This is a genomic window from Kineococcus auxinigenes (genome assembly GCF_050871525.1).
Taxonomy (GTDB): domain Bacteria; phylum Actinomycetota; class Actinomycetes; order Actinomycetales; family Kineococcaceae; genus Kineococcus.
Window position 1 is genome coordinate 1 of record NZ_JBKBCT010000010.1, and the last position, 12,856, is coordinate 12,856.

The 12,856-nt window shown below is 75.9% G+C and carries 7 protein-coding genes; 6 read left to right on the forward strand and 1 reads right to left on the reverse strand.

Features of this window, described 5'->3' with window-relative positions; translation table 11 throughout:
- The first annotated feature begins 207 nt into the window (after nt 1-207).
- The 6 genes from ACRYR9_RS05205 to ACRYR9_RS05230 all read left to right on the forward strand — a co-directional run bounded on the left by ACRYR9_RS05205 (nt 208) and on the right by ACRYR9_RS05230 (nt 12,258).
- Nucleotides 208-2,544 (forward strand): sodium-translocating pyrophosphatase, encoded by a 2,337-nt coding sequence (locus ACRYR9_RS05205; RefSeq protein ID WP_432493179.1) that lies wholly within the window; start codon nt 208-210, stop codon nt 2,542-2,544.
- A 19-nt stretch (nt 2,545-2,563) separates the two neighbouring features.
- Nucleotides 2,564-4,075: a DUF7059 domain-containing protein gene (locus ACRYR9_RS05210; RefSeq protein ID WP_432493177.1), complete on the forward strand. Its 1,512-nt coding sequence runs from the start codon at nt 2,564-2,566 to the stop codon at nt 4,073-4,075.
- A 283-nt stretch (nt 4,076-4,358) separates the two neighbouring features.
- Nucleotides 4,359-7,226, forward strand: a complete 2,868-nt coding sequence (gene topA, locus ACRYR9_RS05215) for a type I DNA topoisomerase (protein ID WP_432493175.1) — start codon at nt 4,359-4,361, stop codon at nt 7,224-7,226.
- A gap of 102 nt (nt 7,227-7,328) precedes the next feature.
- The gene (gene tmk / locus ACRYR9_RS05220; protein WP_432493173.1) at nt 7,329-9,518 is read left to right on the forward strand and encodes a dTMP kinase; all 2,190 of its coding nucleotides are present in this window, start codon (nt 7,329-7,331) and stop codon (nt 9,516-9,518) included.
- Nucleotides 9,515-10,687, forward strand: a complete 1,173-nt coding sequence (locus ACRYR9_RS05225) for a DNA polymerase III subunit delta' (protein WP_432493171.1) — start codon at nt 9,515-9,517, stop codon at nt 10,685-10,687. The genes tmk and ACRYR9_RS05225 overlap by 4 nt, the downstream gene beginning before the upstream one ends.
- Nucleotides 10,688-10,728: 41 nt before the next feature.
- On the forward strand, nt 10,729-12,258 hold the full coding sequence (locus tag ACRYR9_RS05230; protein WP_432493169.1) for an alpha/beta hydrolase: 1,530 nt from the start codon (nt 10,729-10,731) through the stop codon (nt 12,256-12,258).
- Between the two features lie 30 nt (nt 12,259-12,288).
- Here ACRYR9_RS05230 and ACRYR9_RS05235 read toward each other — a convergent pair whose 3' ends face one another.
- Complete coding sequence (locus ACRYR9_RS05235) at nt 12,289-12,837, reverse strand: TetR/AcrR family transcriptional regulator (protein ID WP_432493167.1); 549 nt, start codon at nt 12,835-12,837, stop codon at nt 12,289-12,291.
- Nucleotides 12,838-12,856 lie beyond the last annotated feature (19 nt).

The following is a 12,856-nucleotide window of genomic DNA, read 5'->3' on the forward strand; positions in this document are numbered from 1 at the left end:
GGGGCGGGCGCCCCCCGGGGGGGGGGGCGGGGGTGGGGGCCTGGGGGGGGTGGGGGGGCGCGGGCGGGGGGGGGGGGGTGTGGGGGGTGGCGGTGGCGGGGGGGAGGGGGGGGGCGGGGGCCCCTCGTCTCGTGATCGCGTCACGTCGCACGTCCGGTGGCTCCGGTCCTACTCTGCGTGCAGGTCGCGGCACGACGAGGAGGACGGATGAACACGTCCGGGGGTCTTTCCGGCACTGCGCAGGGCATCGTCGCCGCCGTGGCGGTGGTGTCGGTCGCCGCGCTGGTCGCGGCGTGGGTGTTCCGCCGCCAGGTGCTGGTGGCCGGTGAGGGCACCGAGCGGATGCGCGCCATCGCCGGCGCCGTCCAGGCCGGGGCCGCCGCCTACCTGCGGCGGCAGTTCCGCACCCTGGCGTGGTTCGCCCTCGCCGTGGTGCTGCTGCTGCTGGCGCTGCCGGCGGACGGCTGGGACCTGCGCGCGGCCCGCAGCGTCGCCTTCCTCGTGGGGGCGGTGTTCTCCGCGGCGATCGGCTACCTCGGCATGTCGCTGGCGGTGCGCGCGAACGTGCGCGTGGCGGCCGCGGCCCGCGAGGGCGCCGGCGGGCGCGAAGCCGGCATGCGCCTGGCGTTCCGCACCGGCGGCGTGGTCGGGATGACGACCGTGGGCCTGGGCCTGCTGGGCGCCTCGGTGGCGGTGCTGGTGTACGAGGACGACGCCCCCACGGTGCTGGAGGGCTTCGGTTTCGGCGCGGCGCTGCTGGCGATGTTCATGCGCGTGGGCGGTGGCATCTTCACCAAGGCCGCCGACGTCGGCGCCGACCTGGTCGGCAAGATCGAGCAGGGCATCCCCGAGGACGACCCGCGCAACCCCGCCACCATCGCCGACAACGTCGGCGACAACGTCGGCGACTGCGCCGGCATGGCCGCGGACCTGTTCGAGTCGTACGCGGTGACGATCGTCGCCGCGGTCATCCTGGGCCGCACCGCCATCGGCGAGGAGGGCCTGGTCCTGCCGCTGCTGGTGCCGGCCATCGGGGCGATCACCGCGGCCCTGGGCGTGCTGCTGGTGCGTGCCAAGCCGGGCGTCAGCGGCCTGACGAGCATCCAGAACGGCTTCTACCTCTCGGCCGCGGTGGCGCTGGTGGGCACGGCGATCGCCTCCTTCGCGTACCTGCCGGCCACGTTCGCCGGGTTCGCCGGCGCGGACGCGTCGGTGGGGGTGCTGGAGGGCGACCCGCGGCTGGTGGCGCTCAGCGCCGTGTTCCTGGGGATCCTGCTGGCCGTCCTGATCCTGTGGATCACCGGCTACTACACGGGCACCGAGTCCCGCCCCACCCGCGACGTGGCGGGGGCGTCGCTGACCGGCCCGGCCACGGTCGTGCTCAGCGGCATCGGCCTGGGGCTGCAGTCGGCGGTCTACACGACACTGGTCATCGCCGGTGCGGTGTACTTCGCGTTCCTGCTGGCCGGCGGGATCCTGCCGCTGGCGATGTTCCTCATCGCCCTGGCCGGGTGCGGGCTCCTGACGACCGTCGGGGTCATCGTGGCGATGGACACCTTCGGCCCGGTCAGCGACAACGCCCAGGGCATCGCGGAGATGAGCGGCGACGTCGACGAGGACGGTGCCGCCGTGCTCACCGAGCTGGACGCGGTGGGCAACACCACCAAGGCCGTCACCAAGGGCATCGCGATCGCCACGGCGGTGCTGGCGGCGACCGCGCTGTTCGGCTCCTACCAGGAGGCGGTGAGCAGCCGCATCAACGAGGTCGTGACGGGCATCGAGGCGCCCTCGCAGTACCTGCAGCGCACCATCGGGGACTTCTCCGTCTCCACGCCCACGACGCTGGTCGGGGTGCTGCTGGGCGCGGCGGTGGTGTTCCTGTTCTCCGGCCTGGCGGTGGACGCGGTGGGCCGCTCCGCCGGCGCCGTGGTGCTGGAGGTGCGCCGGCAGTTCGCCGAGCACCCCGGGATCATGGAGGGCACCGAGGAGCCCGACCACGGCCGGGTGGTGGACCTGTGCACCCGCGACGCGCTGCGCGAGCTGGCCACGCCGGGTCTGCTGGCGGCGTTCGCGCCCATCGCGGTCGGCTTCGGCCTGGGCGTGGCTCCGCTGGCCGGGTTCCTGGGCGGGGCGATCGCCGCGGGCGTCCTCATGGCGGTGTTCCTGTCGAACTCCGGCGGGTCGTGGGACAACGCCAAGAAGCTCGTCGAGGACGGCGTGCACGGCGGCAAGGGTTCCGAGGCGCACGCCGCCACGGTCATCGGCGACACGGTGGGCGACCCGTTCAAGGACACCGCCGGCCCGGCCATCAACCCGCTCATCAAGGTGATGAACCTGGTGGCGCTGCTGGTGGCGCCGGCCGTGGTGTCCCTCAGCCTGGGGGAGGGGGCGAACCCGTGGCTGCGCTACGGCATCGCCGCGGCGGCCGCGGTCGTCATCGTGGTCGCCGTGGTCGCCAGCCGGAACCGGAAGGTGGACGCGGCCGCGCCCACGGGGGGCGTGGACGTCCGCGAGGAGCAGGGGCTGGACCTGGGCAAGCCGTGAGCGCTGGCACGATCGGGGCGTGAACCCCCTCGAACTGCTGTCCGGACTGCGCGAGGACCTCGCCGGCGCCGGCTACACCGTCGACGGCGTGGGCGAGCTCGTCGGGGACGTCGCCTCGGCCGCCCTGGACCGCGAGCAGCCGCTGCCGGCGCTGCGGGCCACGGAGGGCTCGCGCGAGCCGGCGGCGGTGCTGCTGCGCTGCTGCACGCTGGGGCGCGCGGTCACCCGCGGCGAGCTGGACGCGGCCCTGCCGCGCACCGGGACCGCCGGGGCGGTGGCGCTGGGCCTGGTGGCCGCGGCCGGTGAGCAGTCGGGCGACGAGGTGCGCCCGCTGGTGGACCTGCGCCCCTACGAGGTCGACGACGCCGCGGGCGCGGCGTCGTGGTGGCTGGTCAGCGACCTCGGCGAGCTGGCCACGGGCGAGGCGCTGCGCTCGGACCACGTGCTGGGCGTGGGCGGGGCGTCGCTGACGCTGGCCTCGGCGACGGTGCGCACGCCCGTGGACCGGGTGCTGGACGTGGGCACCGGCTGCGGGGTCCAGGCGCTGCACGCCTCCCGGCACGCGCGCCGGGTGGTGGCCACCGACACCTCCGAGCGGGCCCTGGACCTGGCGGCGGTGAACGCCGCCCTGAACGGGGTGCGCCTGGACCTGCGGCACGGCTCGCTGCTGGATCCGGTCGCCGAGGGGGAGCGCTTCGACCTGGTGGTGTCCAACCCGCCGTTCGTCATCACCCCGCGCCGGCCGGGGGTGCCGCAGTACGAGTACCGCGACGGCGGCATGCCCGGGGACTCGCTGGTGGCGCGCCTGGTCGGCGGGGTCGGCGACGTGCTGGCGCCGGGCGGGGTGGCGCAGCTGCTGGGCAACTGGGAGCTGCGCGACGGCGAGCACTGGTCGCAGCGCCTGGAGTCGTGGCTGGAGGGCACCGGCCTGGACGCGTGGGTGGTGCAGCGCGAGGTCGCCGACCCGGCCCTGTACGCCGAGACGTGGATCCGCGACGGCGGGCAGAAGCCCGGGCCGGTCTTCGACGAGCTGTACGCGGCGTGGCTGGACGACTTCGCCGACCGCGGTGTCACGGGGGTGGGCTTCGGCGTGGTGACGCTGCGCCGCCCGTCTCGCGAGGGCGTGCCGCTGCGCCGCTTCGAGGAGGTGCTGTCCACCCTGAGCGACCCGCTGGGCGGGGTGCTCGCCGCCGGTCTGGCCGCGCACGACCGCCTGGTGGAGCTGGACGACGAGGCGCTGGCCGGCACGGCGCTGCGCGTGGCGCCGGACGTCACCGACGAGCGCTACCACGCCCCCGGGGACCCGGACCCGCGCGTGGTGCTGCTGCGCCAGGGCGGCGGGCTGCGCCGCGCGGTGCAGGCCGACGGCGACCTGGCGGGCCTGGTGGGGGCGTGCGACGGGGAGCTGACGGTGGGGCAGATCGCCGCGGGGCTGGCGGTGCTGCTGGAGGAGGACGCGGCCGGGCTGCGGGCGCGGCTGCTGCCGCGCGTGCGCCGCCTCGTCGAGGACGGTCTCCTCCTGCTGCCCTGACCCCACCCCTCCCGCCCCCGCTCGACCCCCGCCGTGATCTTGCACGGTCGAGGGTTCAACCGTGCAAGATCACGGCTGGGGTGGGCGGTGGGCCGGGGGAGGGTGGGCGACGCGGGATCCACGGGGCGGCGCGGCGCCGGTTGCACACCGCTGCACCGCCCGTGACACATTGAAGGAGCCCCGCGTGCGACAGTGCGGGGCGGGTGCGCGCCGGCCGGGAGCCGAGCGGACGCACCACGGCGGTCACCGACCGCGACGCGATCGACGTGGAGAGGCAGGACCAGTGGCGGGGAAGTCGAAGGCGGCGGGGAGCGGTGACGGGCTGCGCCGTCTGGTGATCGTGGAGTCGGCCAGCAAGATCGACAAGATCTCGACCTACCTCGGCCCCGGGTACCAGGTGGAGGCCAGCTTCGGCCACATCCGGGACCTCCCCCAGCCCTCGCAGCTGCCCGAGGACGTCAAGAAGGGCTCCTTCGGCAAGTTCGCCGTGGACGTCGACAACGGCTTCGAGCCGTACTACGTCGTCGACGACGACAAGAAGAAGAAGGTCGCCGAGCTCAAGCGCGCCCTCAAGGAGGCCGACGAGCTCATCCTCGCCACCGACCGCGACCGCGAGGGCGAGGCCATCGCCTGGCACCTGGTGCAGGCGCTGGAACCGCGCGTGCCGTACCGGCGGATGGTCTTCGGTGAGATCACCCGCGAGGCGATCCAGCAGGCCGTGCAGGAGCTGCGCGACATCGACGACCGGCTCGTCGACGCCCAGGAGACCCGCCGCATCCTGGACCGCATCTACGGCTACGAGCTGTCCCCGGTGCTGTGGCGCAAGATCCGCCCGAAGCTGTCGGCGGGCCGCGTCCAGTCCGTCGCCACGCGCCTGTGCGTCGAGCGCGAGCGCGAGCGCATGGCGTTCCGCGCCGCCGGGTACGCCGACGTCACCGGCCGGTTCACCCCCGGTGGCGAGGAGAGCGCGTTCGGCGCGCGCCTGGTCGCCCTCGACGGCCACCGCGTCGCCACCGGCCGCGACTTCGACGACTCCGGGCAGCTGAAGCCCGCCGCGGTGCGCGACGGCGTGGCGCACCTCGACGTCGCCGCCGCCGAGTCCCTGGCGCGCGCCCTGGACGACGCCGCGTTCGCGGTGCGCAGCGTCGAGGAGAAGCCGTACAGCCGCCGTCCCGCGGCGCCGTTCATCACCTCCTCGCTGCAGCAGGAGGCCTCCCGCAAGCTGCGCCTGAACGCGCGGCAGGCGATGCGCGTGGCGCAGGGCCTGTACGAGCGCGGCTACATCACCTACATGCGAACCGACTCCATCCAGCTGTCGGCGCAGGCGCTGAACGCGGCGCGCAGCCAGGCGCGGGAGCTGTACGGGCCCGAGTACGTCCCGGACTCCCCGCGCGTGTACGCCTCGAAGACGAAGAACGCGCAGGAGGCGCACGAGGCGATCCGCCCCGCCGGGGAGGTCTTCCGCACGCCCGCGCAGGTCTCCGGCGAGCTGCGCGGCGACGACTTCCGCCTGTACGACCTCATCTGGAAGCGCACCGTCGCCTCGCAGATGCACGACGCGCGCGGCACCACCGCCACGGTGCGCCTGGGCGCCACCTCCGCCGACGGCCGTGACGCCGAGTTCTCCGCCTCCGGCACGATCATCACGTTCCGCGGGTTCCTTGCCGCCTACGAGGAGGGCCGCGACGAGAGCCGCGACACCGAGGCCGACGCCACCGACCGCCGGCTGCCGCCGGTGCAGGTGGACCAGCCGCTGACCGGCCGCGACCTCGCCGCCGACGGGCACGTGACGTCCCCGCCGCCGCGCTACACCGAGGCCAGCCTGGTGAAGACGCTGGAGGAGAAGGAGATCGGGCGCCCCTCCACGTTCGCCTCGATCATCTCCACGATCGTCGACCGCGGGTACGTGCGCTACAAGGGTTCCGCGCTGGTGCCGACCTGGCTGGCGTTCGCGGTCACCCGGCTGCTGGAGGAGCACTTCCCGCGGCTGGTGGACTACGACTTCACCGCCTCCATGGAGAACGACCTCGACGCGATCAGCCGCGGCGAGGCCGAGCGGGTCGACTGGCTCACGCGCTTCTACTTCGGCGCCGACGGCCCCGGCGGCCCGCACGCCGACGCACCCGGCGGCGGAGCCCCCGGCGGGATCGACGGCGACGGCGCTGCCGCGCCCGCCCGGGAGGGCATCAAGGGCCTGGCCGACGACCTCGGCAAGATCGACGCCCGGGAGATCTCCACCGTCCCCATCGGCGAGGGCGTCGTGCTGCGGGTGGGCCGCTACGGCCCCTACCTGGAGGGTCCGGACCTCGAGACCGGCGAGCTGCTCAAGGCGTCGGTGCCCGAGGAGATCGCCCCCGACGAGATGACGGTGGAGAAGGCGCGCGAGCTGCTCACCTCCCAGTCCGACGGCGACCGGGTGCTGGGCCAGGACCCGGCGACCGGGCGCACCGTCGTGGCGCGCACCGGCCGGTACGGGCCCTACGTCACCGAGCTGATCGAGGACGACGCGCCCGCGCCCGCCCCCGCGGAGGGCGCCGAGGGGGCGCCGAAGAAGCGCGCCGCGAAGAAGACCGCCAAGGCCAAGCCGCGCACCAGCTCGCTGTTCAAGGACATGTCCGTGGAGACGGTCACCCTCGAGCAGGCCCTGGAGCTGCTGTCCCTGCCGCGCGTGGTGGGCACCGACCCCGAGTCCGGCGACGAGATCACCGCGCAGAACGGCCGCTACGGCCCCTACCTGAAGAAGGGCACCGACTCGCGCTCGCTGGCCGGCGAGGACCAGCTGCTGACGATCACGCTGGAGGAGGCGCTGGCGATCTACGCCCAGCCCAAGACCCGGCGCGGGCAGGTCGCCAAGCCGCCGCTGAAGGAGCTCGGCAAGGACCCGGAGTCGGGCGAGCCGATGGTCGTCAAGGACGGCCGCTTCGGCCCGTACGTCACCGACGGCACGACCAACGCGACCCTGCGCAAGGACGACGACCCGGAGACGATCACGCCCGAGCGCGGCGCCGAGCTGCTGGCCGAGAAGCGGGCCAAGGGGCCGGCCCCGAAGAAGAAGACGGCGGCGAAGAAGACGACCGCGAAGAAGGCGGCGCCGAGGAAGACCGCGGCGAAGAAGACCGCGGCGAAGGCCTCGGCGGTCGCCGCGGACTGACCCGGCGGGCCACCGCCGAGCGGGGCCGCGCACCGCCCGACCGGCCGGGACACCCCCGGCCGGTCGGGCAGGACCGTTCGGCCCGGCCTCTACCCTGACGGCGTGAGCGACACCGCGGCAGCCCCCGACCACGACGTGCGGGCCCTGCTGCGCGGCAACCGCGACTTCCGCCGGATGTGGCTGTCGCTCATGCTGTCCAGCTTCGGCGACTGGCTGGGGATGCTCGCCAAGCTGGGCACGGCCGCGGGCCTGTCGCAGCTGGCCGGCGGCACCGCCACCCAGACGAGCGTGGCGGTGTCCACCGTCCTGGTGCTGCAGCTGGCGCCGGCGGCGCTGCTGGGCCCGCTGGCCGGGGCGCTGGCCGACCGCCTGGACCGGCGCCTGACGATGGTCGTGGGCGACGTGCTGCGCTTCGCGCTGTTCGCCTCCATCCCGCTGGTGGGGAACCTGGCGTGGCTGTACGTGGCGACGCTGCTCATCGAGCTGGTCACCCTCTTCTGGGGCCCGGCGAAGGACGCCACCGTGCCGAACCTGGTGCCGGCCCGGCAGCTGGAGGTCGCCAACCAGGTCAGCCTCGTCGCCACCTACGGCACCGCGCCCCTCGCAGGGCTCGCGTTCATCGCGCTGACGCTGCTGACGGGCGTGCTGGACAACGTCCTGCCGTTCCTGGCCGGCACCCAGTCCTCCCTGGCCATGTACGTCAACGCCCTCACCTTCCTGGTGGCCGCCGCCGTGATCTGGCGGCTGGACATCCCGCCGCGCGAGCGGGCCCTGCGCACCCGCGGACTGGCGCCCACCCTGTGGCGCGACGTCGTGGAGGGCTGGCGGTTCGTGGCCGGCTCGCCGCTGCTGCGCGGCCTGGTCGGCGGGATGCTCGTGGCGTTCGCCGCCGGCGGCTTCGTCATCAGCCTGGGCCGCGCCTACGTCATCGGCCTCGGCGCCGGCGACCCCGGCTTCGGCGTGGTCGTCATGGCCGTCTTCGCCGGCGTCGCCCTGGGCGTGTGGCAGGGCCCGCGCTGGCTGTCGGGCCTGTCGCGCCGGCGCACCTTCGGGCTGGCGCTGACGGCCGCGGGCGTCTCGCTGGTCCTCGTGGCCCTCAGCGGCGACATCGTGCTGGCCGCCCTGTGCGTGCTGGCGCTGGGGCTGTTCACCGGGCTGGCGTACGTGTCGGCGTACACGCTGCTGGGCCTGGAGGTCGACGACGACGTGCGCGGGCGCACGTTCTCCTTCGTGGGCGCCAGCACCCGCGTCGTCATCGTGCTCGTGATGCTCGTCGCCCCCCGGGTGGCCCAGCTGCTGGGCGACCACACGATCGTGGCGACACCGACGTGGTCGAAGACCCTCGCCGGCCCGGCGCTGGCGCTGGCGCTGGCGGGCGTGGTGACCGCCCTGGCCGGCCTGGTCGCCTACCGGCTGGTGGACGACCGCCGCGGAGTCAGCCTGCGCGAGGACGTGGTGCGCGCGTGGCGCCGGCGCGGTGAGCCCGCCGAGGCCGGCCCGCTGCCGGCGGCCACCGCGGGGCGTCCCGCCGGCGGGCTGTTCGTGGCGCTGGAGGGGGGCGACGGGTCCGGCAAGTCCACCCAGTCGCGGCTGCTGGAGCAGTGGCTGCGCGAGCGGGGCCACGAGGTCGTCACCACCCGCGAACCGGGCGGCACCCCCACCGGTGCGGCGCTGCGCGAGGTCCTGCTCGCCCACCGGGAGGGCGCCGACCTGGACCCGCGCGCCGAGGCGCTGCTGTTCGCCGCCGACCGCGCCCAGCACGTCGCCGAGGTGGTGCTGCCGGCGCTGCGCCGCGGCGCCGTCGTCGTCACCGACCGGTACGTGGACTCCTCCCTGGCCTACCAGGGCGCGGGGCGGGACCTGCCCCCCCGCGAGGTGGAGCAGCTGTCCGCGTGGGCCACCGGCGACCTGCTGCCGGACCTGACCGTCGTGCTCGACGTGGACCCCGCCACCGCGGCGGTGCGCCGCGGCCGCGACCCGCAGCGGGCCGGCGAGGACCGGCTGGAGGCGGAGTCCCAGGCGTTCCACGCCCGCGTGCGCGAGCAGTTCCTGCGGCTGGCCGCGCGCGACCCGGGCCGCTACCTGGTGCTGAACGGCGCCGCCTCCCCGGAGTCGGTGCAGGGGCGGGTGCGCGACGCGGTCGCGCAGCGGCTGCCCGGACCGCCCGCGCCCGGCGGGCCGCCGCCCGGCGCACCGGCCGGTGCGCACGCGAGCCGGCGGGCCCGCCGGCAGGCCGAGCGCCGCGCGGCCCGGGAACGGTCGGAGGAGCAGGTGCAGGTGCCAGCCCCGTGAGCGTGTGGGACGAGGTCGTGGGCCAGGAGCCGGCGGTGCGGGTCCTGGCCCGCGCGGCGGCCGCGGCCCGCGGCGGCCCCGGTGCGGCCGGCATGACCCACGCCTGGCTGCTCACCGGGCCGCCCGGCTCGGGGCGCTCGGTGGCCGCGCGCGCCTTCGCCGCGGCGCTGGCCTGCGAGGACCCCGCCGGGCCCGGCTGCGGGCGCTGCGCCGGGTGCCGCACCGCGCTCGCCGGCTCGCACGCCGACGTCACGGTCTTCGCGACCCAGCACATGCAGATCCGGCGCGAGGACGTCGAGCCGCTCATCCAGACCGCGCAGCGCCGCCCGTCCGTGGCGCGCTGGCGGGTGATCGTCGTCGAGGACGCCGACCGCCTGAACCCGACGTCGGGCAACACGCTGCTGAAGACGATCGAGGAGCCGCCGCCGGCGACCGTGTGGCTGCTGTGCGCGCCGGGCGTGGACGACGTGCTGGCCACCATCCGCTCGCGCACCCGCCACGTGCCGCTGCGGGTGCCTCCCGCCGACGCCGTCGCCGAGCTGCTGGTGCGCCGCGACGGCGTCGACCCCGCGATGGCGGCGTTCGCCGCGCGCGCCGCGCAGAGCCACGTCGGCCTGGCCCGGCGCCTGGCGCGCGACGAGGGCGCCCGCGCCCGCCGCCGCGAGGTGCTGCGCCTGCCGCAGCGCATCGCGGGCGTCGGCGACGCGGTCGTGGCCGCCGGGGAGCTGGTGGACATCGCCGCCGAGGAGGCCGGTTCCTCCGGCGCGCAGCGCGACGCCGCCGAGCGCGCCGAGCTGCTGCGGGCGCTGGGCGCGGAGAACGCCTCCGCGCTGCCGCCGTCGGTGCGGTCGCAGGTGCGCCAGCTGGAGGAGGACCAGAAGCGCCGTGCGCGCCGCCACCAGACCGACGTGCTGGACCGCTCGCTGGTGGACCTGCTGGGTCTGCTGCGCGACGTGCTCGTGGTGCAGCTGGGCGCCCCGGTGGACCTGGTGAACCCCGACGTGGCCGGTGACGTGCGCGAGCTGGCGGCGGCCTGGACCCCGGAGGAGACGCTGCGCCGCGCGGACGCGGTGGCGCTGGCGCGCCGGCGGCTGGGGCAGAACGTGGCGCCGCTGCTGGCGGTGGAGGCCCTCGCCCTGGGGCTGCGCACCCCCCGGCCCGGCGGGTGAGACGACGCCGCCGGCCCGGGGGGTGAGACGCTGGGTGGACCATGCGCCGTCCCGCACCCGTCCTCGTGACCGCTGCCGCACTGCTGCTGGGCGGGTGCTCCCTGCTCCCCGGTGGTGAGCCCGACCCCGAGCCCGTGGGCACGGCCTCCGCCGTGGCCTCCGAGGCGGCGTCGGACCCGGCGCTGGCGGCCTTCTACGGCCAGGACCTGGAGTGGGCGGACTGCGGCGGCGGCTTCGAGTGCACCCGCCTGACGGTGCCGGTGGACTACGCCGACCCCTACGGCGCCACCGCGTCGCTGGCGGTGGTGCGCCTGCGAACCGGTGCCACCGGGCAGGACCGCCTGGGTTCGCTCGTGCTGAACCCGGGCGGGCCGGGCGCCTCCGGGGTGGAGTACGCCCGTGCGGCGGAGAACGTGCTCACCGAGGACGTGCGGGCGCACTTCGACGTGGTGGGCTTCGACCCCCGCGGCGTGGGCGGCTCGGACCCGCTGCAGTGCCTGGACGACGACGAGGTCGACGAGTTCCTCGCCGCCGACCCCACCCCCGACGAGCCGGCGGAGGTGCAGCGGCTGCTGGAGCTGACGGCGCAGCTGGGCCGCGGGTGCGCGGCCTCCGGCGAGCTCGCCGCGCACGTGGACACCCGCACCGCCGCGAAGGACCTGGACGTGCTGCGCGCCGCGCTGGGCGACGAGAAGCTGACGTACCTGGGCAAGTCGTACGGCACGTACCTGGGTGCCCTGTACGCGGAGCAGTTCCCGCAGCGGGTGGGGCGCTTCGTCCTGGACGGGGCCATCGACCCGTCGCTGAGCAGGGGGGAGGTCAACGCCGGGCAGGCGGCGGGCTTCGAGGTGGCGCTGCGCTCGTACGTCCAGGACTGCCTCGACGGGGACGACTGCCCGTTGTCGGGTGGCGTCGACGCCGCGCTGGGTCGGGTGCGGGCGCTGCTGGCGCGCCTGGACGAGCAGCCGCTGCCGACGTCCTCGGGGCGTGAGCTCACCCAGGGCCTGGCGTACTACGCGCTGGCGTACCCCCTGTACGCGCCGTCGCTGTGGCCGCGGCTGACGCAGGCGCTGACGGAGGCGTTCGACGGGGACGGCACGGCGATGCTGGCGCTGGCCGACGCCTACGCGTCCCGCCGCGACGGCGGGGGGTACGCGAACAACTCCACGACCGTCATCCACGCCGTGAACTGCCTGGACCGCGCCGACGAGGAGACGGTGCCGGAGGTGCGGGCCTCGGTGCCGGAGTTCGAGGCCGCCTCGCCCACGTTCGGCGCGTTCCTGGCGTGGGGCGGGCTGTCCTGCTCGGAGTGGCCGATCCCGGCGGTGGGGGAGCCGGTGCCCGTGGACGCCGCGGGCGCCGCGCCGATCCTCGTGGTGGGCACCACCCGCGACCCGGCCACGCCGTACGCGTGGGCGCAGGGCCTGGCCGCGCAGCTGGACTCCGGGCGCCTGCTCACCCTGGACGGCGACGGGCACACCGCCTACCGCACGGGCAGCGCGTGCGTGGACGAGGCGGTGGACGCGTACCTGCTGGCGGGGCGGCTGCCGGAGGAGGGCGCGCGCTGCTGACCCGCTCCCGGCCGGCCCGGCGCGGGTTGTTCAGCCCGGTGCGAGCCCCGTGAGCACGGCGCGCAGGGCGGTGCGCAGCGCCGTCCGCGCCGCACCGGCCGCAGCGGGGTCGTAGAGCAGGCGGACGGCGAAGCCGTCCGCGAGCGCGGTGACGGCCCGCGCGACGTCCTCGCCGACCAGGGGGGCCACGTCGGCGGTGACGGTGGCGTCCTGCGCGCGCAGCACGTCCGCGATCCACGGGGCGCGAGCTCCCTCGAGGGCGAAGGCCGTCCAGACCAGGGCCTCCTGGCGACGGCGCGCGTCCAGCGGCAGCGTCTCCTCGACGAGCGCGGCGAGGTCCTCGACGGGGTCGCCGGTGGGGGCGGTGGTGTGCTGCCGCTCCCGCACGCGCCGGTCCATGAGGTCCACGGCGGCGCGCAGCAGGTCCTCCTTGGTGGTGAAGACCTTCTGCAGCGCGCCGGGGGACCACCCCGCCTCGGCGGCGACGGTGCGCACGCTGACCGCCTGCAGGCCGCCGCGCGCCACGAGCCGCAGCGCGGCGTCCGCGAACTCCTCCGCCCTGCCCCCTGGTCCCGACATGGATACGACTGTATCTTGC

Bases quoted from the DNA above. Each gene is read 5' to 3' on its own strand.
- ACRYR9_RS05205 (WP_432493179.1), top strand. From the start codon at position 208: ATGAACACGTCCGGGGGTCTTTCCGGCACTGCGCAGGGCATCGTCGCC.
- ACRYR9_RS05230 (WP_432493169.1), top strand. From the start codon at position 10,729: ATGCGCCGTCCCGCACCCGTCCTCGTGACCGCTGCCGCACTGCTGCTG.
- ACRYR9_RS05235 (WP_432493167.1), bottom strand. From the start codon at position 12,837: ATGTCGGGACCAGGGGGCAGGGCGGAGGAGTTCGCGGACGCCGCGCTG.